This is a genomic window from Pseudomonas simiae, assembly GCF_900111895.1.
Taxonomy (GTDB): domain Bacteria; phylum Pseudomonadota; class Gammaproteobacteria; order Pseudomonadales; family Pseudomonadaceae; genus Aquipseudomonas; species Aquipseudomonas simiae.
In genome coordinates this window covers 335,097-356,988 of record NZ_FOKB01000004.1, presented here as the reverse complement: position 1 = coordinate 356,988, position 21,892 = coordinate 335,097, and the positions used below count along the sequence as shown (strand labels likewise).

The window sequence follows — 21,892 nt, the reverse complement described above, 5'->3', positions numbered from 1 at the left end:
ACGGGCTTCTGGATGATTAGCGGTTGGCCAAGGGTTTGGCGGCTTTTTGTACCTGGTCCCACACCCGCAGGAAGTTGCCTCCCCACAGCTTGGCGATATCGGCCTCGGAATAGCCGCGCTGGATCAATTCGGCAGTGACGTTGCGTATCTCGCCGACGTTGTTCCAGCCCTGGATGCCGCCCCCGTCGTTGAAGTCCGAAGACAGGCCGACATGATCGATGCCGATCTTGCGCACGGTGTAGTCGATGGCATCCCCCAGATCCTTGAGGGTGGCCTTGGGTTCCTCGTCGAGGATGCCGTACAGCGCGCTGGCGTACTCGCCGAACCTGTGCTCGGGCCAGGCGGCGATGATTGCGTCGCCCGGCATCAGCGCCACGGCCAGATTAGGCAGGGGCGGCAGGTCGAAGCGTGCGCGCAGGGCGTTGAGCTTGTCCTGGGTCGGCTGGCTCAGGGGACGCAGGTAGGCGGAGAAGCCCACGATCTGCACGACGCCGCCGCTGTTCTTGATCAGTTGCAGCTCTTTGTCGCTCAGGTTGCGCGGGATATCCACGGAGGCGCGCGGCGCCGAATGGGACGCCACCATCGGTGTGCGGCTCAACTGCGCCACTTGCTCCAGGGCCTTGGTCGACATTTGCGACACATCGATGATCACCCCCAGGTCATTGAGGCGGTGCACCGCTTGCTTGCCAATGTCCGACAAGCCGTCAAGGGCGTCGGTGGAATCATTGAAAAACGGCAGCGGCCGCGACGAGTCCGACCAGGCATTGTTGCCCACATAGCTGAAGCCGAACATGCGCATGCCGCGCGCCGCCCACAGGTCCAACTGGTTCAAGTCGTTGCCCAGCGGGTAGGCGTTGAGCATGCTGATGAAGATCGCGAACTTGCCCTCGCCATGCAGGCGCCGGAAGTCATCCGGGGTGTAGGCGATGGCGACCTGGTTGGGGAAGTCACGCACCATGCCGCTGATGATCTTGTAGCGCACTTCCTGTTCGTTGCGCGCGGCTTCGACAAACCCATCGGTGGGTTTGTGCGGGGCGTTGGGACCGTTCCAGATTTCCGGCCAGCCGAAAATGGTCAACGCTGCGCCGGACAAGCGCCCGCGTGCCGCCTTGGCCAGGTCGAACTGACCTTCGCCGTCCTTGTCCGCCTCGTTGCCTGCGGTACCGAAATCCACGGGCACGGTGATATGGCTGTCAAACGACAACAACCTATCCTGCATTTCATCGGCCTGCTTGATCACCGCCAACGGGTAACCGGCATTGCCCTTGAACCAGTGATCCCAGACCAGGAAACCGGCCCCGGCACCGATGGCCAGTGCCAGGGGCAAGCCGATATACAGCGCCTTTTTCGAACGTGGTTTTGTCATTGCCATCTCAGTCAGTTGAGGCCTTCGCTATCAGGGAGGAACGAGTGATGGGTGGGGAAATTTAGGCGGGCAGGGCGCGCCGGTAAATTTCCCCGGCGGGCAAACGTTCTAGCTCTGATAAAGCCGTTTCCTAAGGTAGACAATGACCATCTCTCGACGTGTGTTCATCGCAGGCCTGGCGCTGACAGGCGCGGCTGTGCCGGCCGCCTTCTATGCCCATCGCGAGTTGACGCGCGAAGAAGAATTCCCCATCACTCCCGGCGAAGCCTCGGTGGACCTGGCCGACACCGCCGGCCAGCACCTGGCGAACACGCTGCGTGGGGTTTGGGACCTGCGCCTGGAAGGCCGCGACGCCGGCCTCAAAGGGCTGCCACTGCAAGATCTGCAACTGCTGCTCGACATCGCGCCCCGTGGACGCGGTTTGCGGGGGTACCTGGACACCGCCGCCCATCTGCGCGCCGAGGGCGAGCCGCGTTACCGTGTGCTGGGTGACCTGCTGACAGGGGAGAGCGCCGTGCTCTATTGGCGCCTGATCGACCGCGCTTCGGCCGACGGCGCGCCGGCCTATGAATTCAAGATGACCCTTGATGAGGTCTGGGCTGCCTTTGCCAACGCTGGCAGCAGCACCCTTAGTGGGCAGATCCTCGACCTCGACCGGCCGCTGGCTTTAGTTGAGCGCGACAATCGTTTCATTGCCCACAAGCAGTGGTTCCCCGAGGCTCGCCAGCGCATTGGCCTCAATCCGACCCTGCTGGCCTGGCTGATTGCCCCCGAGCACCGTCTGTTTCACCAGCTGTGGCACGCGACCCGCGACCAGTGGCACAAGCTCTCCGAAGAGAAGCGCGATGCCCTGCGCGGCATCGGCTGGCAACCCGGCCCACGCGGCCAGGAACGCGATGCGCGGGGAAAACACAAGGACCGCAACGGCTCGGGGATCGACTTTTTCTTTATGCATCGGCACATGCTCGGCACTGCGCGTTCAATGCAGGATTTGCCCTCGTGGCCGCAATTTCCCGAACCGCAACCGGCCCTGGAGCTGGATCGCCTGGGCTTCCTGCGTTACTTCGACAACCACGACGGCTTCGCGCTGCCGCCCACCTGGTCGGCCCCGGACGATACCGAGTACACCCAGTGGGTCAGCGACATCAAGGCTGCCGAGACCTATCACAGCAACTTCCAGGTCTGGGAGTCCCAATACCGTGACCCACGTTACCTGGCTAAATTCACCCTCGGTCAACTGGGTTCTGAGATGGAGCTGGGTCTGCACGACTGGTTGCACATGCGCTGGGCTTCGGTGCCGCGCGACCCCTCCAACGGCGCCCCCGTGCCCATGGCTCGCGACCCCGCCGACTTCGCTGCGCGCTGGTATGCGGCGGAAAACGATTTCCTCGGCGACCCATTTTCCTCTCACGTCAACCCGGTGTTCTGGCATTTCCATGGCTGGATCGACGACCGCATCGAGGACTGGTTCCGCGCCCATGAGCGCTTCAATCCGGGCGAAGTCCAGCGCATGGAAGTCAACGGCGTGGCCTGGTTCGCACCGGGCCGTTGGGTGGAAGTCGGCGACCCCTGGCTGGGCCCGGATACCCATGGCTGCAGCACCACGCCGGGGTTGCAGATGGGCCGTTCGATGGAGATGGACCCCGAGACCATGAAGCTCGCGCTGCGCATTACCTTTGGCGAAGACGAACACCTGTTGCAGGGCCTGTTCAAGCGCGTGCCGAGACGACCGTGGTACGCCCGTCACCTGAAATTACCCCCCCGCCTGAACCTGTAAGCCGGCAAGCCGAGCCAGGGGCTGGAAGACCGCGTCAATCATGCGGGGGGGCCGTTACCGAGCGTCCCCCTGAGATCGACATTCGCATGGCGGCACGGTTGGATGGCGGCGGCGACGGGAAGGGGGGCCAATCCTAGAAAATCGGATTAAAAGCTCGCCAGCTTGGAAGGACGCGTGGCAGTACGGGTGCACTTGGCCAGTGCCTGTTGCACATCCGCCAACAGGTCGGCCACGTCCTCAAGCCCTACCGACAAACGCACCAATCCCTCGCTGATGCCGTGCGCCGCGCGCTCCTGCGGGGTGTAGGTGGAATGGGTCATGCTCGCCGGGTGCTGGGCCAGTGACTCGGCATCACCCAGGCTGACCGCACGGGTAAACAACTTGAGCGCATTCATGAACCGCCGACCGGTTTCGATGCCGCCCTTGAGTTCGAAGGCGATCATGCCTCCGGGCATTTTCATCTGCTGTGTCGCCAGTTCGTACTGCGGGAACGAGCGCAATCCCGGGTACGTCACCGACTGCACGGCCGGGTGTGCCTGCAAGGCTTCGGCCACGGCCTGGGCGTTGCTGCAATGGCGATCCATGCGCAGGGCCAGGGTCTTGAGGCCGCGCATAAGCAGCGAGGCGTCCTGGGGCGACATCACCGCACCGGTCAGGTCCTTGAGGCCTTGCAGGCGAATGCGCTGGGCCAGGGCTTGGTTGCTTACGGCGATGCCCGCCGTGATATCGCCGTGGCCGCTGAGGTACTTGGTGGCCGAGTGCACCACCACGTCGGCGCCCAGCTCGAGGGGGCGTTGCAGATAGGGCGTGCAGTAGGTGTTGTCGACGACCAGGGTGACGTTCGGCTGCTGGTGGGCGAGGGCGGCCACGGCAGCGATATCCACCAGTCGCAGGTTGGGGTTGGCCGGGGTCTCGCAGTAGATCATGCGGGTGGCCGGGGTGAGTGCAGCTTGCAGTGCCGTCAGGTCAGTGAGGTCGACGTGCCGCACCTTGATACCGAATTCGCCGATGCCATGGTGCAGCAGGGCGAAGGTGCAGCCGTACAGGGTCTGGCTGACGATCACTTCATCGCCAGGGCGCAGCAGGGTCCAGAACGTCGCGGCAATCGCGCCCATGCCGGAACTGAACGCCACTGCCTCGTCGCCGTTTTCCAGGGTCGCCATGCGCGACTCCAGCAGCGCCAGGGTCGGGTTGGAAATACGCGTATAGAAGTGCCCACTGGCTTCGCCGGCGAAACAGGCAGCGCCGTATTCGGCGGTGGGAAAAGCAAAGGTGGCAGACAGATAAATCGGCGGAACGAGCGCGCCGTGATGGTCCTTGGGGTCATAACCGTGGTGGATGGCGCGGGTGGAAAAGCCGAATGCATTGTGTTTATTGTTCATGTCGGGCGCTCCTTATTTCCTACAATGCTATGCTCATAATTGAAGATAAACTTTGCGATATTTGCCGCTAATTCCCGCACCACGGGATGAAAGTCCGCTAAAAACAACAATCAGAGGCAAGTTATGCCCGTCAGCCTGGATCGTACCGACAAAGCCCTTTTAAACGCGTTGCAAGGCAACGCCCGTCTCACCGTGGCCGAGTTGGCCGACCGCGTATCCCTGACCACCTCGCCATGCTGGCGACGGGTGCGTAACCTGGAAGAGAGTGGGGTGATCAGTGGTTACCAGGCGATCCTCTCGCCCAAGGCCTTGGGGTTTGGGGTGACCGCCTTTGTGAGCATCATGATGGAGAGTCACACCCAGGAAATCGCACGGGCTTTCGAGCAGCGGCTGCTGGAGATACCGGAGATCGTGGCGTGCCATAACGTCTCGGGGCGCTATGACTTTTTGCTGGAAGTGGTGGCCAAAGACCTGGAGTCGTTTGGCGAGTTTGCGCGGGAGGTGTTGCAGACGCTGCCTTGCGTCAAGGAGATTTATTCGAGCTTTTCCTATAAGTCGGTCAGGGCGTTGAGGGTGATTCCGTTGCCGGGGTGATTGGGCAAATCCGTTATTTGGGTAACGGCGACTCAGGGTATCGCCGTTACCGAAGAAACGGATATCGACACACTCCCCACGCCCAAAAATTGGTCACCCATTCTTACCCCAAATTGGATATTCCGCCCCCAAGGCCCGATGACTAACCTAGCCATCAATCCCCACTGCCCTGGAGCATCCCCATGCAAACCCGTACCGATTTCTACACCGCCTCCCCAGACGCCATGAAAGCCATGCTCGCCCTGGAAGCCGCCGTCGGCAAATTGTCCATCGAACTGCCGCTGCTGGAGCTGGTGCGCTTGCGCGTTTCACAAATCAACGGCTGTGCTTTCTGCCTGGATATGCACACCGCCGATGCCCGCAAAGGGGGCGAGACCGAACGCCGCCTGTACACCGTGTCGGCCTGGCGTGAAACGCCGTTCTTCACCCCGCGTGAACGCGCCGCCCTGGCCTGGGCCGAGAGCTTGACCCTGATCAGCCAGACCCATGCTCCGGATGAGGACTTCAACGCACTGGCCGCCGAATTCAGCCCTCAGGAGCAGGTTGACCTCAGCGTGGCGATCGCCACCATCAACAGTTGGAACCGCTTGGCCGTGGGTTTCCGCAAGATGCCCAAGTAAGCCTTAAAAGTTGACCGACGCACTCAGGCGCGCGTTCAAGGGCGCGCCCTGGAACAGATAGTCATCGCCCATGTACTCGCCCGCGTCGCGCCAGTATCGCTTGTCGAACAGGTTGTCGACGCTCAGGCGAAATACCGTTTCATAGCCGCTCACCTTGGTGGTGTAGCGGCTGCCTACGTTCACCACGGCGTAATCGCCCACCTCCACATTGCCGCTGCGATTGGCGTACTTCTTGGCGCTGTATTGCACACCGCCCAGTACCGCCAGGCCGTTCACCCACGGCAACGCATAATCCGCATACACACTGGCGCGCAGCTTGGGCACGTTGATCGCTTGGTGGCCCTCATAGTCCGCGGTACCACTACCGGTCACCCGTGCGCGAATCGCCGTCACGCTGGTTGCGATCTGCAGGCGCTCGGTGGCCCAGCCGTTGGCCGACAGTTCCAGCCCGGTGTTTTTCTGCTCGCCCTGTTGCACATAGGTGAAGAAGCCGGCGCCATCCGGCTTGGCGTACTGGTAGGCCTGGCGGGTCTGGAACACCGCGGCGGCAAAGCTGATGCGGCGCCAGTCGTATTTCACCCCGGCTTCTATTTGCCGTGAAGTGGTGGGCGCCAGGGTCTCATCAGCGTTGCTGGCGAACCACGGCGCAGTGCCGCCCAGGGACAAGCCTTTGCTGTAGCGGGTGTAGAGCGAGATGTTTTCCACGGGCTTGTAGATCAACGACGCTTGCGGCAGGAAGACGGATTGCTGAGTGTGGCGTGTCTGGTTGCCAGTGGTCCCGTCGAAAGCTTTTTCATCCAGGCGTACTTCGCGGCCGCCGAGGAGGGTTTGCCATTGTTCGTTGAGGCGGATGCGGTCGGTGACGAACAGGCCGTATTGGCGGCTGTCGAGGTTGCGGTGGCTGTCGTTCAGTGGTTTGTCAGTGGGCGTGAAGCTCGGTACATCTTCATCGATATTGGCGGTGCCGATGAACTCGTTCACCGATTTGCGCTTGTCGATCACGCGGCGAAAAGCACTGGTGCCGAAGGTCAGTTCATGGCCGATGCCGCCGGTGTCGAACAACCCGGTCATGGCCGCCTGCACTTCGTCGTCGCGGCGGGTGTCGTCCGGGCTGCGGTAGTCGTAGACGTCGTAATTGCCTTCAGGGCTGAAGTAGTTGGGCACGCTCGATGAGCTGCAACTGGTCGACCCGTAGCAGCCCCAGGCAAACGAACTGTAGTCATCGATCACCACCTTGCTGCGCGCCGCGCTCACGCTGCCTTTCCATTGATCATTGAAACGGTATTCGAACTTGCCGTTGAGGTTCAGCGAGTCGATGCCCACCTGCCTGGAACCGGTCTGGTGACCCAGCAGTGTTTTCGGCGAGGCATTGTGTGGCACTTCGGTGCCGCCCAACAGCTGGTAGCCCGGCACCGAGCGCTGCTGCTTGTTTTGGTACTCGGCGTCCAGTTGCAATACCGCGTCAGGGCTGATGTTCCAGTCGAAGGCCAGGGACACGAAATCGCGCTGGCCATTGGCGTGCTCAACATAGGCGTTGAGGTCTTCATGGGCCACGTTGGCACGCAGGCCGAACTGTTGCTCACTGCCGAACCAGCCGCCGACATCGGTGGCCACATAGCCGCTGCCACGGTCGTCGGTGGAGACGGTCACCGAACGCACGTCTTCCGGGCGCTTGGTGACGTAATTGATCACGCCGCTTGGTTCCGAGATACCGCTTTGCAGGCCCGCCAGGCCCTTGAGCACTTCCACCTGCTGCTTGTTTTCCAGGGCGACGTTCTGTTCGCCGGTGATGGTGCGCCCATTGATCTTGTAGCTGCTCGCCGCATTCAGCGAGAAGCCGCGCACCACGAAGTTTTCGTAGTAGCCGATGGGTGCATAACTGTCACCTACCGAAGCGTCGTTGCGCAGCACTTCACTGAGCAGGCGCGCCTGCTGGTCCTTGATCAGCGCGGCGTTGATCACCGTGATCGAAGCCGGGGTGTCGAGCAGTGGTGCGTCATCGAAGCCGCCCACCGAGGCGGTTTCACTGCGGTAACCGGATTCATCCTGGCCCTGGACGTTAACTGCCGGCAGTTCGATTTCCGCCGCCAGGCTGCTGCCAATGCCACCACTGAGTAGCAGGCCGAGGGCGAAACGTGAGGAGACGACGGGACGAAAACGCAAAACCATGGGGGCAGGGCCTTAAAGCGCGGGGCGGGGGGCGCATAAGCTAGGCATAAGTGCGCGCTTTTACAAGTTTTCGAGAATGGCTCGCGGCTTGAGACGCTCAGTCTCAAGCCGCACACCCATCAGCCCGCGCCTCGACACGCCTTGGTGGACCTGCGATAGACAAGGCTTCCCTCATCATCGCAGGAGAACATCATGGCAATTACTGGAAAAGTCGCGCTGGTCACCGGCGCCGGTCAAGGCATTGGCCGGGCTATCGCCTTGCGCCTGGCACGGGACGGTGCCGACATCGCCCTGGTGGACATCAATGGCGCCAGGCTCGAAGCCGTGGCCAGCGAAGTCGTGGCGCTGGGCCGCCAGGCTTCGGTGTTCGTCGCCGATGTGTCCAAGCGCGAGCAGGTGGTGGCAGCGGTAGAGCACGCGCACCAGACCCTGGGTGGCTTCGACATCATCGTCAACAACGCCGGGGTCGCGCAGATCGACTCACTGCTGGAGGTCAGCCCGGAACAGGTCGAGCGCACCCTGGGTATCAACGTACAGGGCGTGCTGTGGGGTATCCAGGCGGCCGGCAAGAAGTTCAAGGCGCTCAAGCAGAAGGGCAAGATCATCAACGCCTGTTCCATTGCCGGCCACGAAGGCTTTGCGTTACTGGGTGTGTACTCGGCCACCAAGTTCGCCGTGCGCGCTTTGACCCAGGCCGCGGCCAAGGAGCTGGCGAGCGCCGGGATCACGGTCAACGCTTATTGCCCGGGTGTAGTGGGTACCGATATGTGGGTCGAGATCGACAAGCGCATGGCCGAAATCACCGGCGCTGATGTGGGCGCGACCTACAAGAAGTATGTGGATGGCATTGCCCTGGGCCGTGCAGAAACGCCGGAGGACGTGGCAGGGTTGGTCTCGTACCTGGCAGGGCCGGACTCCGACTACATGACCGGCCAATCGCCGCTGATCGATGGTGGCCTGGTCTACCGCTGACCCTCCATCTCCCCCGTAGGGGCCGGCAAGCCGGCTCCTACGGTGTGGGTCAGTGCCGCGGTTTGCCGGGCATGTCGATGCCCAGTTGGTTGACGCGGCGGTACAGCGTCGCACGGGAAATTCCCAGCGCCTGGGCCGTTGGCAACGGCTTCCAGCGATGACGAATCAACGCATCCAGCACCACCTGGCGTTCCGGGCTCGCGCGATCTTCCGTCGGTGCCGCAACCTGTTCCCCACGCACTTCCACCGGCAAATCCGCCACCTGAACCGTACCGCCCTCACACACTGCACAGGCGTACGCCAGCACATGCCGCAGTTGCCGCACATTGCCGGGCCAGGCGTAACCCAGTAGCAGTTGCAACGCCGAAGGGGCGATGCCGACCGAGACCCTGCTGTTGCGTGCTTCCTGTTCCAGCAGCCGATTGATCAGGGCCAGCTTGTCGGTCCGTTCGCGCAACGGTGGCAGGCAGAAGCGTGCGCAACCCAGGCGAAAGAACAGGTCTTCGCGAAACCGGCCTTCACTGACCAGTACCGACAAATCACGGTGGCTGGCACAGATCACATGGATATCCACTGCACGGGTTTTCGCTGCGCCCAATGGCGCCACTTCACCCTCGGCCATCACCCGCAACAGGCGCGTCTGCAAGGCCAGCGGCATGTCGCCGATCTCATCGAGGAACAGCGTGCCGCCGTCGGCCTGCACCAACAGCCCCGGCATGCCTTTGCTGGACGCGCCGGTAAAGGCCCCGGCCACATAGCCGAACAGCTCGCTTTCAATCAGGTTTTCCGGGATCGCCGCGCAGTTCACCGCCACGAACGGCCCCGTGTGACGGGCGCTGCGCTCATGCAGCTGGCGGGCAAACACCTCCTTGCCCGCACCGGTTTCGCCTTGCACCAGCACTGGCAGGTTACGGTTCTTGACTCGCAGGGCCAGGCGCAGATGCTCCTCCACGCGCGCATCGACCAGCGGGATCACCGCCGCACGCGCCGGTTTGCGTCGCGGGGCATTGACGCGTACGTGCAGGACCCCCGGCTCCCCCAACCATGGCAACTGCTGGGTGGCATCGTGGGTCACGGCGCGCAAGGCGTCCAAGTCGAATACATCACCGATATGCTCCGGCACCTGGCCAAAGCGCCGGCGCAGAGCCTGGCGCGCCTTGCTGTTCAGGGCATGCAGGCGGCCGTCCTGGTCCCAGGCCAGCAGCAGGTCGGGCTGGCTGTCCACGTATCCCGGTGTGCTGTGGGCCTGCAGCACCCAGTGCTGGCGGGCGCTGTGCATGAAAAAAGCGTTTTCGATGGCCTGGGCGCTCTGGGCTACCATCTGGCGCACCAAGTGCTGGCTGCGGCGGTCATCCGGGGATTTGAGTGCCGAGGCATCCATTACCCCCAACAGATTGCCTTGAGGGTCGAAGATCGGCGCGGCGGAGCAGGTAAGGCCGATGAAGGCTGCGCGGAAGTGGTCGCGCTTGTGCACCGTCACCGCTGATTGGCTGGTGAGCACCGTGGCCACGCCGCAAGTGCCTTCTTCGGCTTCCGACCAACAGGTGCCGAGGTACAGGCCGGCCTTGCGGCAGTCGTTGCGGATCGAGGTGTCCACGCGATGGTCGATGGTCTGGCCCTGGGCGTCGGTCAGCATCACGCAGTAATCGGCATGCCGCACGCGGTGGTGCAGTTGCCCGACTTCTTCGCTGGCAATGCGCATGAACAGGTCGGCGCGCTCGCGGCACTCCCTGAGCAATGGTTCGCTAAGGATGCGCGGCCCCTGCAGGGAACCGGGGTCCAGGTGATGTTGCTCCATGGAGCGTCGCCACGAATCGAAAATCAGCGACGGCACCGGAGCCTGGGGCAGGCGATCGGCGTTGCGGACCACACGACTGACGCAGTCGACGTGTTCTCTGGAGTGCGCGGCGAGCATAAAGCCTCCGGTTCTCGATCTTTGTTGTTATGCCCGTTATTAAGCGCGCATGCGTCGGGTCGGACAAGCGCGGGCTGACCAACTGCCCAGGATGAGACGCAGCGTCTCAAACCGCCCGAGACGCGGCCCGCACGTTGCAATGCCGCGTCTCATTCTGCGCTGGCTTGTCTTAGCGGCACAACCGTAAGGAACTGCTCTGGATCAAGGCTTTGCCAGGTTTTTGCTGGCCTTGGCACAGGCTGTGCTGAAGGGCTTGTAGCTGGCCGCAGCCAGCCTTTTGTGCGTCGAGACAACCTGGAGAACAACAAGATGTCCACTCACCTGTCCACCGATCAATTGCTGCATGCCTACACCGTGATGCGCACCATCCGTGATTTCGAAGAACGCCTGCATGTGGAATTCGCCACCGGCGAGATCCCCGGTTTCGTGCACCTGTACGCCGGCCAGGAAGCCAGCGCCGCCGGGGTCATGGCTCACCTCAATGATGAGGATTGCATTGCTTCCAACCACCGCGGCCACGGCCATTGCATCGCCAAGGGCGTGGATGTGTTTGGCATGATGGCCGAGATCTACGGCAAGAAAACCGGCGTATGCGGCGGCAAGGGCGGCTCCATGCACATTGCCGACCAGGAGAAGGGCATGCTCGGTGCCAACGGCATTGTCGGCGCCGGCGCACCGTTGGCGGCCGGTGCGGCGCTGGCCTCCAAGCTCAAGGGCAGCCAGGGCGTGGCCGTGGCGTTTTTTGGCGACGGTGGTTCCAACGAAGGCGCGGTGTTCGAGGCGATGAACCTGGCCTCGATCATGAAACTGCCGTGCCTGTTCGTCGCGGAAAACAACGGCTATGCCGAGGCCACCGGTTCCGGTTGGTCGGTGGCGTGCAAGGACATCGCCGAACGGGCCGTGGGCTTTGGCATGCCGGGAGTGATCGTCGACGGCAATGATTTCTTCGCCGTGCACGCAGCGCTTGGCGTCGCCGTGGAGCGTGCGCGCAAGGGCGACGGGCCAACGTTGGTGGAAGTGAAGTTAAGCCGCTTCTACGGCCACTTCGAAGGCGATGCACAAACCTATCGCGGCCCCGACGAAGTGAAAAACCTGCGGGAAAACGCGGACTGCCTGGCGCTGTTTCGTCAGCGTTGCAGCGCCGAAGGCTGGCTCGATGCGGCGCAATTCGAGCGCATTGATGGCGAGGTCGCGCAGTTGATCGAGGACGCCGTGCGCCTGGCCAAGTCCGACCCCAAACCCCAGGCCGCCGACCTGCTCAGCGACGTCTACGTCGCGTATCCCTAATAACAACAATAGGTGGAGAGAATCTTATGGCTCGCAAAATCAGCTATCAGCAGGCAATCAACGAAGCCCTGGCCCAGGAAATGCGCCGCGACCAAAGTGTGTTCATTATTGGCCAGGACGTGTCCGGCGGCACCGGCTCACCTGGCGAGCAGGACGCCTGGGGCGGCGTGCTCGGCGTGACCAAGGGCCTGTACCCGGAGTTTCCCGAGCGCGTACTCGATGCGCCGTTGTCCGAAGTCGGCTACGTGGGCATGGCGGTCGGTGCTGCCACCCGTGGCATGCGCCCGGTGTGCGAATTGATGTTCGTCGATTTTATCGGCTGCTGCCTCGACCAGTTACTCAACCAGGCCGCCAAGTTCCGCTACATGTTCGGCGGCAAGACCACAACGCCGCTGGTGATTCGCGCCATGTACGGCGCCGGCCTGCGTGCGGCGGCCCAGCATTCGCAGATGCTCACTTCGATGTGGACCCACATTCCCGGCCTCAAGGTGGTGTGCCCGGCCACGCCGTATGATGCCAAGGGCATGCTGATCCAGGCGATCCGCGACAACGATCCGGTGATTTTCCTTGAGCACAAGATGCTTTACAGCCTGCAGGGCGAGGTGCCCGAAGAGCTGTACACCGTGCCTTTCGGTGAGGCCAACTTTGTTCGCGAGGGCAAGGATGTGACCCTGGTGACTTACGGGCGCATGGTGCATATCGCCCTGGAGGCCGCCGCCCAGCTGGCACGACAAGGCATCGACTGTGAGGTGCTGGACCTGCGCACCACCAGCCCGCTGGATCAAGACAGCATCCTTGAAAGTGTGGAAAAGACGGGCCGCTTGGTGGTGATCGACGAGTCCAACCCGCGTTGCTCCATGGCCACTGATATCAGTGCGTTGGTCGCCCAGCAGGGCTTTTCGTTCTTGCGCGCGCCGATCCAAATGGTCACCGCGCCGCACACGCCCGTGCCGTTCTCCGATGCACTGGAAGACCTGTACATCCCCAATGCGGCGAAGATCGAGGCCGCCGTGCTGAAGATCGCCGACAAGAGGACCGCCGCATGATCCATACCTTGACCATGCCCAAGTGGGGGCTATCGATGACCGAGGGCCGTATTGATGTCTGGCTCAAGCAACCCGGCGACCGGGTAGAGAAGGGTGAGGAAGTGCTGGACGTGGAGACCGACAAGATCTCCAGCAGCGTCGAGGCACCGTTCACTGGCGTGCTGCGCCGTGTGCTGGCGCTGAGTGACGAGACGCTGCCGGTGGGCGCATTGCTGGGGATTGTGGTAGAGGGCGAGGCCACCGAGGCAGAAATCGATGCGGTCATCGAACATTTCAACGCCGGGTTTGTTTCCAGTACCGCCGAAGCAGAGGCCTCGGGGCCCAGTGCGCAGAAGGTTGAAATAGGCGGGCGTTTGTTGCGCTATCTCGACTTGGGCGAGGGTGGCATTCCGTTGGTGCTGGTTCATGGATTCGGTGGCGACCTGAACAACTGGCTGTTCAACCAACCGGCATTGGCCGCCGAACGCCGTGTGGTCGCCCTTGACCTGCCAGCCCATGGTGAGTCGGGCAAGCAACTGCAACGCGGCGATGCTGATGAGCTGAGCCAAGCGGTGTTGGACCTGCTTGATCATCTAAAGCTAGACCGCGTGCACCTGGCCGGCCACTCCATGGGCGGGCTGGTCGTGCTGACCGTTGCCGACCGGGCGCCCCAGCGCGTCGCCTCACTGACCCTGATCGCCAGCGCCGGTCTGGGCATGGACATCAACGGTGATTACCTGCAAGGGTTTGCCGAGGCCAACAACCGCAATGCGCTCAAGCCGCAATTGATCCAACTGTTCAGCGATCCCGCGCTGGTGACGCGGCAGATGCTGGAGGACATGCTCAAGTTCAAGCGGTTGGAAGGAGTCGACCCGGCATTGCGGCAGCTCAATGCCGCGTTGTTCGAAGGCGGACGACAGAGGTTGGACAGGCGTCATGTGGTGGGCCGACAGCCGAGCCTGGTGATCTGGGGCAGCGACGATGCAATCATCCCGGCCAGTCACGCCGAGGGGTTGGACGCCCAAGTGGAGATCTTGCCGGGACAGGGCCATATGGTGCAGATGGAGGCGGCGGAGCGGGTCAACCACTTAATTGGCACTTTCCTGAAATAGCGCCCGCAGTCAGGCGTGACGCTTCAGGGTCTCGCTGGGCAACTCCTTGAACAGGGCGCGGTAGCTGTTGGAGAACCTTCCCAGGTGCCAGAACGACCAATTCATCGCCACTTCAGCGACGGTGGTCTCACGGGTCTGCAACAACTCCCGCCGCGCCCCATTCAACCGGCGCAGCCGCAACCACTGCGCCGGGCTCATCCCGGTGTAGGTCTTGAACCCCTGTTGCAACTGACGCAATGGCACGCCGGCAATCCGCGCCAGTTCCAACACGTTGACGATCTCATCCGGAGCATCCGCCGCCCATTCGCCGATGCGCGCCATCAGTCGCCGTTCTTCGCTGCGCCGCTGCAACGAGTGGCGGTCCAGGCATACGCAGGCGTTGTCGAGGATGAACAGGCAGTCTTCCAGCAATTGCTGGGTGAGGGCATCGCGGCTGGCGGGGTCGATTGCTGTGGACAGGCGGGTGAGGGTGCCACTCAGCCAACGGCTGAACAGTCCATTCTGCTGGCAGGTCAGCGGCGCCATGAACAGGCCTTCAAGTTTCGCCACATCCAGCCCATGGCGTTGCACGAATTGCGGCCCGAACACCACCGCCACTTCACGGTAGTTTTCCGGGGTGATCCAGGTGTTGTGGCTTTCACCGTTCAGCAGGTACAGCGCGTTGTCACTGCCGTCGAAACAGAAGGCCAGCGAGCCTGGCGGTGCGTTGAAATGCTGCTCCACGCGGGTGTTCATGCACTCTTCGTACACCTGCACACCTTGCAGGTCCAGGTAGCGGATTCGCCCGGCGAAATGCCCTGGGGACATCTGCTGGTACTGCTGCACCCAACCGGGTGTCGCACTGCATTGAGCAGCCACATCACCGGTGGTGAAGGCCTGTACGCGCAAAGCTGTTGCCTGTGTCATGGGTAACCTGGGCGCACTCTATTGGTGCGTTGTGGTTCGTGCAAAGTGGATAGATGCCGCAGGGGCGGCGGCATCAAGATAGACCTCAATGCGCCAGGAGTACAAGCCGGCGCATGCACCCAACCCATGACGAGGTCCTTATGAACGCCCCCTTCGATCAGCTGTCCGCCTGGCTGAAAGAACACAAGATTACCGAAGTCGAATGCGTGATCAGTGATTTGACTGGCATCGCACGCGGCAAGATTGCGCCCACCAACAAGTTCCTGCATGAGCGAGGCATGCGCCTGCCGGAAAGTGTGTTGCTGCAAACGGTAACCGGGGACTTTGTCGACGACGATGTCTACTACGACCTGCTCGACCCGGCTGACATCGACATGATCTGCCGTCCGGTGTCCCACGCCACCTATGTGGTGCCGTGGGCCATCGAGCCTACCGCGATCGTCATCCACGACACCTTCGACAAACAGGGCAACCCCATCGAACTGTCGCCGCGCAACGTGCTGAAGAAAGTCCTGCAGCTCTACACCGACCAGGGTTGGCAGCCGATCGTCGCGCCGGAAATGGAGTTCTACCTGACCCAGCGCTGCGAAGACCCGGACCTGCCGCTGAAAACCCCGATTGGCCGCTCCGGTCGCGCCGAGACCGGTCGCCAGTCGTTTTCCATCGACGCCGCCAACGAATTCGACCCACTGTTCGAAGACGTCTACGACTGGTGCGAAGCCCAGGGCCTGGACCTCGACACGCTGATCCACGAAGACGGCCCGGCGCAGATGGAAATCAACTTCCGCCACGGCGACGCCCTCGACCTGGCCGACCAAATCACCGTGTTCAAGCGCACCCTGCGCGAGGCCGCGCTCAAGCACAACGTGGCCGCCACGTTCATGGCCAAGCCGGTGGCCGACGAGCCTGGCAGCGCCATGCACCTGCACCAGAGCGTGGTCGACATCGCCACCGGCAAACCGGTGTTCGTCGATGCCGACGGCAAGATGAGCCAGCTTTTCCTGCACCACATCGGCGGCTTGCAGAAGTACATCCCCAAGCTGTTGCCGATGTTTGCGCCCAACGTGAACTCGTTCCGCCGCTTCCTGCCGGACACCTCGGCGCCGGTCAATGTCGAATGGGGCGAAGAAAACCGCACCGTTGGCCTGCGTGTGCCCACCTCCAGTCCCGACGCCATGCGCGTGGAAAACCGCTTGCCCGGCGCCGATGCCAATCCCTACCTGGCGATAGCGGCTAGTCTGCTGTGTGGCTACCTCGGGATGATCGAACAGATCGAGCCCAGCGCGCCGGTGGAGGGCCGCGCCTACGAGCGCCGTAACCTGCGCCTGCCGTTCACCCTCGAAGATGCGCTGGCACGCATGGAGGATTGCGCCACGGTCAAGCAGTACCTGGGCGACAAGTTCGTGCGCGGCTACGTCGCGGTCAAGCGCGCCGAGCACGAGAATTTCAAACGGGTGATCAGTTCCTGGGAGCGCGAGTTCCTGCTGTTGAGCGTCTAAAAAAACCAAAAAAGGGGTGTCGATATGCGTCTTGTGAAACAGCTTTTTCCGCTGGCCCTGGTGGCTGCGTTCAGCAGCGCCAGCCAGGCGGCGCCGACGGTCAGCGTCTACAACTGGACCGACTATATCGGTGAGACCACCCTGGCCGACTTCCAGGCCAAGACTGGGATCAAGCCGATCTACGACGTGTTCGACTCCAACGAAACCCTGGAGGGCAAGTTGCTGGCGGGACGCACCGGCTATGACGTGGTGGTGCCGTCCAACCACTTCCTGGCGCGCCAGGTGAAGGCCGGTGCGTTCCTCAAGCTGGACCGCGCGCAACTGCCCAACTTCAAGAACCTCGACCCCAAGTTGCTAAAGCTGTTGGAAAAGAATGACCCAGGCAACGCGCACTCGGTGCCGTACCTGTGGGGTACCAATGGCATCGGCTACAACGTCGACAAGGTCAAAGAGGTGCTGGGCATCGACGCTATCGATTCATGGGCGGTGCTGTTCGAGCCCGAGAACATCAAGAAGCTCAACCAGTGCGGCGTGGCTTTCCTCGATTCGGCGGACGAGCTGTTCCCGGCGATCCTCAATTACATGGGCAAGGACCCGCGCAGCGAGAATCCCGAGGACTACAAGCAGGCCGAGGCCAAGCTGCTGACGCTGCGGCCGTACATCACCTATTTCCATTCTTCCAAGTACATTTCGGACCTGGCCAACGGTAATATCTGCGTGGCCTTCGGTTATTCCGGCGACGTGTTCCAGGCGGCCAACCGTGCCAAGGAAGCCAAGAATGGTGTGAAGATCGCCTATTCGATTCCCAAGGAAGGCTCCAACCTGTGGTTCGACCTGCTGGCGATTCCCGCCGACGCGAGTCACCCGAAAGAAGCCCACGCGTTCATCAACTACCTGCTCGACCCTCAAGTGATCGCCAAGGTCAGCGCCTCGGTGGGGTATGCCAACGCCAACCCGGCGGCCAAGGCGTTCATGGACCCGGAACTGGTGAATAATCCTGAGGTGTACCCGTCCCAGGACGTGCTCGACAAACTCTATATTTCCACCACGCCGACCCCGGCAACCATGCGCCTGATGACCCGCGCCTGGAGCAAAGTGAAGACCAACAAATGATTCAGTCGACTGACCACGCCCGGTCCTACTACCGGGCTACGGCCAACGCTTTGACGGAGCGACCCGCATTGGGCACTGACCTGACCGCCGACGTGTGCGTGATCGGCGGCGGTTTCACCGGCGTTAACACCGCCATCGAACTGGCCCAGCGCGGGCTCTCGGTGGTCCTGCTGGAAGCCCGCCGTATTGGCTGGGGTGCCAGCGGGCGCAACGGCGGGCAGTTGATTCGCGGTATCGGCCATGACGTGTCGGGATTCGGCAAGTACGTGGGCGAGGAGGGCGTGCGTTACCTGGAGCGCGCCGGCATCGACTCGGTGGCCTTGGTGGGCGAGCGTATCCGAACGCACCGCATCGACTGCGACTTGCGCTGGGGCTTTTGCGAATTGGCCAACACCCCGGCGCAATTCGCGGCGTTCAAGGGCGAGCAGGCGCACCTGGCGGCGCTGGGTTACGCCCACGAAACGCGTCTGGTGGGGCCGCAGGATATACAGCAAGTAGTCGGCTCGCCGGTGTATGCCGGCGGCCTGGTGGACATGGGCTCCGGGCATCTTCACCCGTTGAATCTGGTTTTGGGTGAGGCTCGGTTGGCCGAATCCCTCGGGGTCCGGATTTTCGAGCACACCGAAGTACTCGAACTGATCCACGGCGACACGGTGCACGTGCGCTGCGCCGGCGGCACGGTGCGCGCCGCTAGCCTGGTGCTGGCGTGCAATGCGCATCTGGAGGAGCTGGAACCGCGCCTGAGTGGCAAGGTACTCCCGGCCGGCAGCTACATCATCGCCACCGAGCCGTTATCGGCGGATCTGGCCAACCAACTGATCCCGCAGAACCTGGCGCTGTGCGACCAGAAGGTCGGCCTGGATTATTACCGGTTGTCCGCAGACCGGCGCCTGTTGTTCGGCGGCGCCTGCCATTACTCCGGCCGCGACCCGGCGGACATCGCCGCTTACATGCAGCCGAAAATGCTCAAGGTGTTCCCGCAGCTCGCCAATACGGCCATCGAGTTCCAGTGGGGCGGCAAGATCGGCATTACCGCCAATCGCTTCCCGCAGGTCGGTCGCTTGAAGCAGTACCCCAACGTGTTTTACGCCCAGGGGTATTCCGGACATGGGCTGAACGTGACGCATTGGTGCGCGAGGCTGTTGGCCGAGGCTATCCAGGCCGGTCACAGCACCGGGCTGGATATTTTCAGCCAGGTACCGCACATGACGTTTCCCGGTGGCAAGGCGCTGCGGTCGCCGCTGCTGGCGTTGGGGATGCTGTGGTATCGCCTGCGGGAATTGATTTAACTGACGCCCCCCACCTGTGGAGCTCCATCAATGCTCAGATTCGGTGAGCACCTTGCGAAAGGTTTCTACCAGCGGCCGCAGGTTGACGCGGTGCCACGCCGCCCACAGCGGGGTGGTGTAGTTCAACCACGGCAGTTCACGCAACACCACGCCGGGCGGGGCATTGCGGCTCAGGCCCTTTTGCACCATGGCCACGCCCAGGCCCGAAGCGACCAGGCCCAGCGCGGTAAACGGCTCCCCGGCTTCCATGGGGATCTGCGGGGTGAAACCGGCGCGGATGCAGGCGGCGACGAAGTCGTCGGCGGGGTTGGCGCCGGGTTTGCGCTGCACGCCGATCCACTCCTGGTCCGCCAGGTGCTCGGGCAACAACTCGCTCTGACGGGCCAATGGATGATGCTCGGGCAAGGCCAGCAGCATGGGGTCATCCAGCACTTGCCGCGCGATAAGGTCCGGGTCGTCGGCGGCGGGTGGTTCGCCGACCAGGGCAATGTCCAGGCTGCGCTGGCGCAGGCCTTCGAGTTGTTCCGGCGACGGCAGGTTATACAGCTTGATATGCACGGTAGGCCGGTCGTCGCGCAACACGCGCAAGGCATTGGGCAGTACCCCGGCATGCATGGCGTTCTCGATATAGCCGATGCACAGGCCGCCTTCCTCACCTCGGCCCAGGCGCCTGCCCAAGGATTCCAGGCGGTTGGCGTGGGTCAGCAAGGCCTTGGTCTCGGCGAGGAAGGTCTGGCCGTCACGGGTCAGGCGGATGCGTTGCTGACTGCGTTCGAACAGGGTCAGTCCCAGGCGCTCTTCCAGCTGGGCTATCTGTCGGCTCAGCGGTGACTGGGAGATGTGCAAGCGCTCGGCAGCACGGCCGACGTGCTCTTCCTCGGCGACGACTTCGAAGTAGCGCAATTGGCGCAGGTCGATCATGTTAGACCTCTAGGGACTCAAGTTGGTCGCAGTATGTCTTGGACGGTCCGATCTGCGCAATCTAGGATCTGCTCAACGGTCACAGCGACCCCTGAACCCATTGAGGATCTACCATGAGCTTGAAAGACAAACTCCCAGGCCAGCTCGGCTTCGGCACCGCGCCGCTGGGCAACATGTTCCGCGCTATTCCAGAAGACGAAGCCCAGGCCACTGTCGAGGCTGCCTGGAATGCCGGCGTGCGCTACTTCGACACCGCGCCGTTCTACGGCTCGGGCCTCTCGGAAATCCGCCTGGGCCACGCCCTGTCGCAGTACAACCGCGATGATTTCGTGCTCAGCACCAAGGTCGGCCGGGTGATCCTCGACGAAATAGAAGACAGCGCCCGCGACCTCGGCGAAAAAAGCGGCGTGTTCGAACACGGCCGCCCGAACAAGATGCTCAACGACTACAGCGCCGACGCCACCCTGCGCTCCATCGAAGACAGCCTGACCCGCCTGAACACTGATCGCCTGGACATCGTGTGGATTCACGACATCGCCCAGGACTTCTATGGCGACCAATGGCTGGAGTACTTCAACCAGGCCCGCACCGGTGCCTTCAAAGTGCTGACCCGCCTGCGTGAAGAGGGCGTGATCAAGGCCTGGGGCCTGGGCGTAAACCGCGTCGAGCCGTGCGAACTGACCCTGGACCTGACCGAAGCGCAGCCCGACGGCTTTTTGCTGGCCGGCCGCTACACACTGTTGGACCATGATCGTGCCCTGCAGCGCCTGATGGACGCGGCCCTGGCGCAGAACGTCGAGATCGTCGTCGGTGGCCCCTACAGCTCCGGCATCCTCGCGGGCGGCGCGCACTTCGAGTACCAGCAAGCCAGCCCGGCAATCATCCGCAAGGTCGAGCAAATCAGGGCGATTGCCCAGGCGTTTGGCGTCAGCGTGAAAGCGGCGGCGCTGCAATTCTCCCTGGCCCACCCGGCCGTGGCGGCAGTGATTCCAGGCGCCAGTCGTCCGGGGCGGATTGCCGAAGACGTTGCGGCGTTGTCAGAGACTATTCCGGCAGCCTTCTGGCAGTCCCTGCGCGAGGCCCGATTGATTTCGGACCGTGCACCACTGCCGCTTTAACTTCAGGAGTTCAACCGATGAAAATTGATGTGAGCGGTAAAGTAGCCATCGTCAGCGGGAGCACGGCCGGCATTGGCCTGGGCATCAGCCAGGCGCTTGCAGCATCCGGCGCCACCGTGGTGGTGATCGGGCGTGAAGCGGGCAAGGTGGATGACGCCTTGGCGAGCATCCGCCAGGCCGTCCCCGGCGCGGACCTGCGCGGGCTGGTGGCAGACCTCGGCACGGCCGAAGGTGCAGAAAAACTGTTCGCCGCCGAACCGCGCGCCGACATCCTGGTCAACAACCTGGGTATCTTCAACGATGTGGATTTCTTCGAGGCCCCGGACAGCGAATGGGCACGCTTCTATGAAGTCAACGTGATCTCCGGTGTGCGCCTGGCGCGGCATTACGTGCCGGGCATGGTCGGGCAGGGCTGAGGGCGAGTGATCTTCCTGTCGTCGGAGTCCGGCGTGGCTACCCCGGCGGACATGATCAACTACGGCGTGACCAAGAGCGCCAACCTGGCGGTGTCGCATGGTTTGGCCAAGCGCCTGGCGGGTACCGGCGTGACGGTTAACGCGGTTTTGCCTGGCCCGACCTTTACCGACGGCCTGGAGCAGATGCTCAAGGACGCCACCGCAAAATCCGGGCGCAGTGCGCGGGACGAGGCGGATGTGTTTGTGCGAAACGCACGGCCAACCTCGATCATCCAGCGCGCAGCAAATGTGGATGAAGTCGCCAACCTGGTGGCGTACATTGCTTCACCCCTGTCTTCTGCCACCACCGGTGCCGCGTTGCGGGTCGACGGCGGTGTGGTCGACAGCATGGCCATCTGAATGGTTTTCTAT

General features: G+C 62.6%; 17 protein-coding genes and 1 pseudogene. 12 read left to right on the top strand and 6 right to left on the bottom strand.

Annotated elements, in window-relative coordinates:
* Positions 1-16 precede the first annotated feature (16 nt).
* Positions 17-1,366 (bottom strand): pyoverdine-tailoring dipeptidase-like protein PvdM, encoded by a 1,350-nt coding sequence (gene pvdM, locus BMZ57_RS15180; RefSeq protein WP_010211053.1) that lies wholly within the window; start codon positions 1,364-1,366, stop codon positions 17-19.
* A gap of 142 nt (positions 1,367-1,508) precedes the next feature.
* Here pvdM and pvdP point away from each other — a divergent pair, with 142 nt between their 5' ends.
* Positions 1,509-3,143: a pyoverdine maturation tyrosinase PvdP gene (gene pvdP, locus BMZ57_RS15175; protein WP_069672669.1), complete on the top strand. Its 1,635-nt coding sequence runs from the start codon at positions 1,509-1,511 to the stop codon at positions 3,141-3,143.
* Between the two features lie 146 nt (positions 3,144-3,289).
* Here pvdP and BMZ57_RS15170 read toward each other — a convergent pair whose 3' ends face one another.
* Complete coding sequence (locus BMZ57_RS15170; RefSeq protein WP_069672668.1) at positions 3,290-4,525, bottom strand: methionine gamma-lyase; 1,236 nt, start codon at positions 4,523-4,525, stop codon at positions 3,290-3,292.
* A 123-nt stretch (positions 4,526-4,648) separates the two neighbouring features.
* On the opposite strand from BMZ57_RS15170, the gene BMZ57_RS15165 reads away from it, so the two are divergent.
* Together BMZ57_RS15165 and BMZ57_RS15160 are read left to right on the top strand one after the other, a co-directional pair.
* Positions 4,649-5,119, top strand: a complete 471-nt coding sequence (locus BMZ57_RS15165) for an Lrp/AsnC family transcriptional regulator (RefSeq protein WP_010211050.1) — start codon at positions 4,649-4,651, stop codon at positions 5,117-5,119.
* Between the two features lie 182 nt (positions 5,120-5,301).
* Positions 5,302-5,739 carry a carboxymuconolactone decarboxylase family protein gene (locus BMZ57_RS15160; protein WP_021491739.1) on the top strand — a complete coding sequence of 146 codons (438 nt, stop codon included), beginning with the start codon at positions 5,302-5,304 and terminating at the stop codon, positions 5,737-5,739.
* A 3-nt stretch (positions 5,740-5,742) separates the two neighbouring features.
* On the opposite strand, the gene BMZ57_RS15155 is transcribed toward BMZ57_RS15160, so the two are convergent.
* Positions 5,743-7,908, bottom strand: coding sequence for a TonB-dependent siderophore receptor (locus BMZ57_RS15155; protein ID WP_069672667.1), 2,166 nt, complete (start codon positions 7,906-7,908; stop codon positions 5,743-5,745).
* A 192-nt stretch (positions 7,909-8,100) separates the two neighbouring features.
* On the opposite strand from BMZ57_RS15155, the gene BMZ57_RS15150 reads away from it, so the two are divergent.
* A complete protein-coding gene (locus tag BMZ57_RS15150; RefSeq protein ID WP_021491737.1) occupies positions 8,101-8,880 on the top strand; it encodes an acetoin reductase in 780 nt (259 codons plus the stop codon).
* Between the two features lie 49 nt (positions 8,881-8,929).
* Here BMZ57_RS15150 and BMZ57_RS15145 read toward each other — a convergent pair whose 3' ends face one another.
* Positions 8,930-10,795 (bottom strand): sigma-54-dependent Fis family transcriptional regulator, encoded by a 1,866-nt coding sequence (locus BMZ57_RS15145; RefSeq protein ID WP_010211046.1) that lies wholly within the window; start codon positions 10,793-10,795, stop codon positions 8,930-8,932.
* Positions 10,796-11,104: 309 nt separating this feature from the next.
* On the opposite strand from BMZ57_RS15145, the gene BMZ57_RS15140 reads away from it, so the two are divergent.
* The 3 genes from BMZ57_RS15140 to BMZ57_RS15130 are packed head-to-tail and all read left to right on the top strand — an operon-like array spanning position 11,105 to position 14,219.
* Positions 11,105-12,082, top strand: a complete 978-nt coding sequence (locus BMZ57_RS15140; RefSeq protein WP_010211044.1) for a thiamine pyrophosphate-dependent dehydrogenase E1 component subunit alpha — start codon at positions 11,105-11,107, stop codon at positions 12,080-12,082.
* Positions 12,083-12,108: 26 nt separating this feature from the next.
* Positions 12,109-13,128, top strand: a complete 1,020-nt coding sequence (locus BMZ57_RS15135; RefSeq protein ID WP_010211042.1) for an alpha-ketoacid dehydrogenase subunit beta — start codon at positions 12,109-12,111, stop codon at positions 13,126-13,128.
* Positions 13,125-14,219, top strand: a complete 1,095-nt coding sequence (locus BMZ57_RS15130) for an acetoin dehydrogenase dihydrolipoyllysine-residue acetyltransferase subunit (protein ID WP_038453166.1) — start codon at positions 13,125-13,127, stop codon at positions 14,217-14,219. The genes BMZ57_RS15135 and BMZ57_RS15130 overlap by 4 nt, the downstream gene beginning before the upstream one ends.
* 9 nt (positions 14,220-14,228) lie before the next feature.
* Here the strand turns inward: BMZ57_RS15130 and BMZ57_RS15125 are convergent, their stop codons facing one another.
* Entirely contained in the window at positions 14,229-15,125 is an 897-nt protein-coding gene (locus tag BMZ57_RS15125) for a helix-turn-helix domain-containing protein (protein ID WP_031290720.1), read from the bottom strand.
* A gap of 140 nt (positions 15,126-15,265) precedes the next feature.
* On the opposite strand from BMZ57_RS15125, the gene BMZ57_RS15120 reads away from it, so the two are divergent.
* The 3 genes from BMZ57_RS15120 to BMZ57_RS15110 are packed head-to-tail and all read left to right on the top strand — an operon-like array spanning position 15,266 to position 19,026.
* Positions 15,266-16,624: a glutamine synthetase family protein gene (locus BMZ57_RS15120; RefSeq protein WP_010211038.1), complete on the top strand. Its 1,359-nt coding sequence runs from the start codon at positions 15,266-15,268 to the stop codon at positions 16,622-16,624.
* A 24-nt stretch (positions 16,625-16,648) separates the two neighbouring features.
* On the top strand, positions 16,649-17,737 hold the full coding sequence (locus BMZ57_RS15115) for a polyamine ABC transporter substrate-binding protein (RefSeq protein WP_010211037.1): 1,089 nt from the start codon (positions 16,649-16,651) through the stop codon (positions 17,735-17,737).
* Positions 17,734-19,026, top strand: a complete 1,293-nt coding sequence (locus BMZ57_RS15110) for an NAD(P)/FAD-dependent oxidoreductase (protein ID WP_010211036.1) — start codon at positions 17,734-17,736, stop codon at positions 19,024-19,026. Before BMZ57_RS15115 ends, BMZ57_RS15110 begins: the two co-directional genes overlap by 4 nt.
* A 27-nt stretch (positions 19,027-19,053) precedes the next feature.
* Here BMZ57_RS15110 and BMZ57_RS15105 read toward each other — a convergent pair whose 3' ends face one another.
* Positions 19,054-19,947: a LysR substrate-binding domain-containing protein gene (locus BMZ57_RS15105; RefSeq protein ID WP_044287030.1), complete on the bottom strand. Its 894-nt coding sequence runs from the start codon at positions 19,945-19,947 to the stop codon at positions 19,054-19,056.
* A 113-nt stretch (positions 19,948-20,060) separates the two neighbouring features.
* Between BMZ57_RS15105 and BMZ57_RS15100 the strand changes: the two genes are divergently transcribed.
* Together BMZ57_RS15100 and BMZ57_RS15095 are read left to right on the top strand one after the other, a co-directional pair.
* Positions 20,061-21,065: an aldo/keto reductase gene (locus BMZ57_RS15100; RefSeq protein ID WP_042572053.1), complete on the top strand. Its 1,005-nt coding sequence runs from the start codon at positions 20,061-20,063 to the stop codon at positions 21,063-21,065.
* A gap of 17 nt (positions 21,066-21,082) precedes the next feature.
* A pseudogene (locus BMZ57_RS15095) lies at positions 21,083-21,880 on the top strand (SDR family NAD(P)-dependent oxidoreductase).
* Positions 21,881-21,892: the final 12 nt, after the last annotated feature.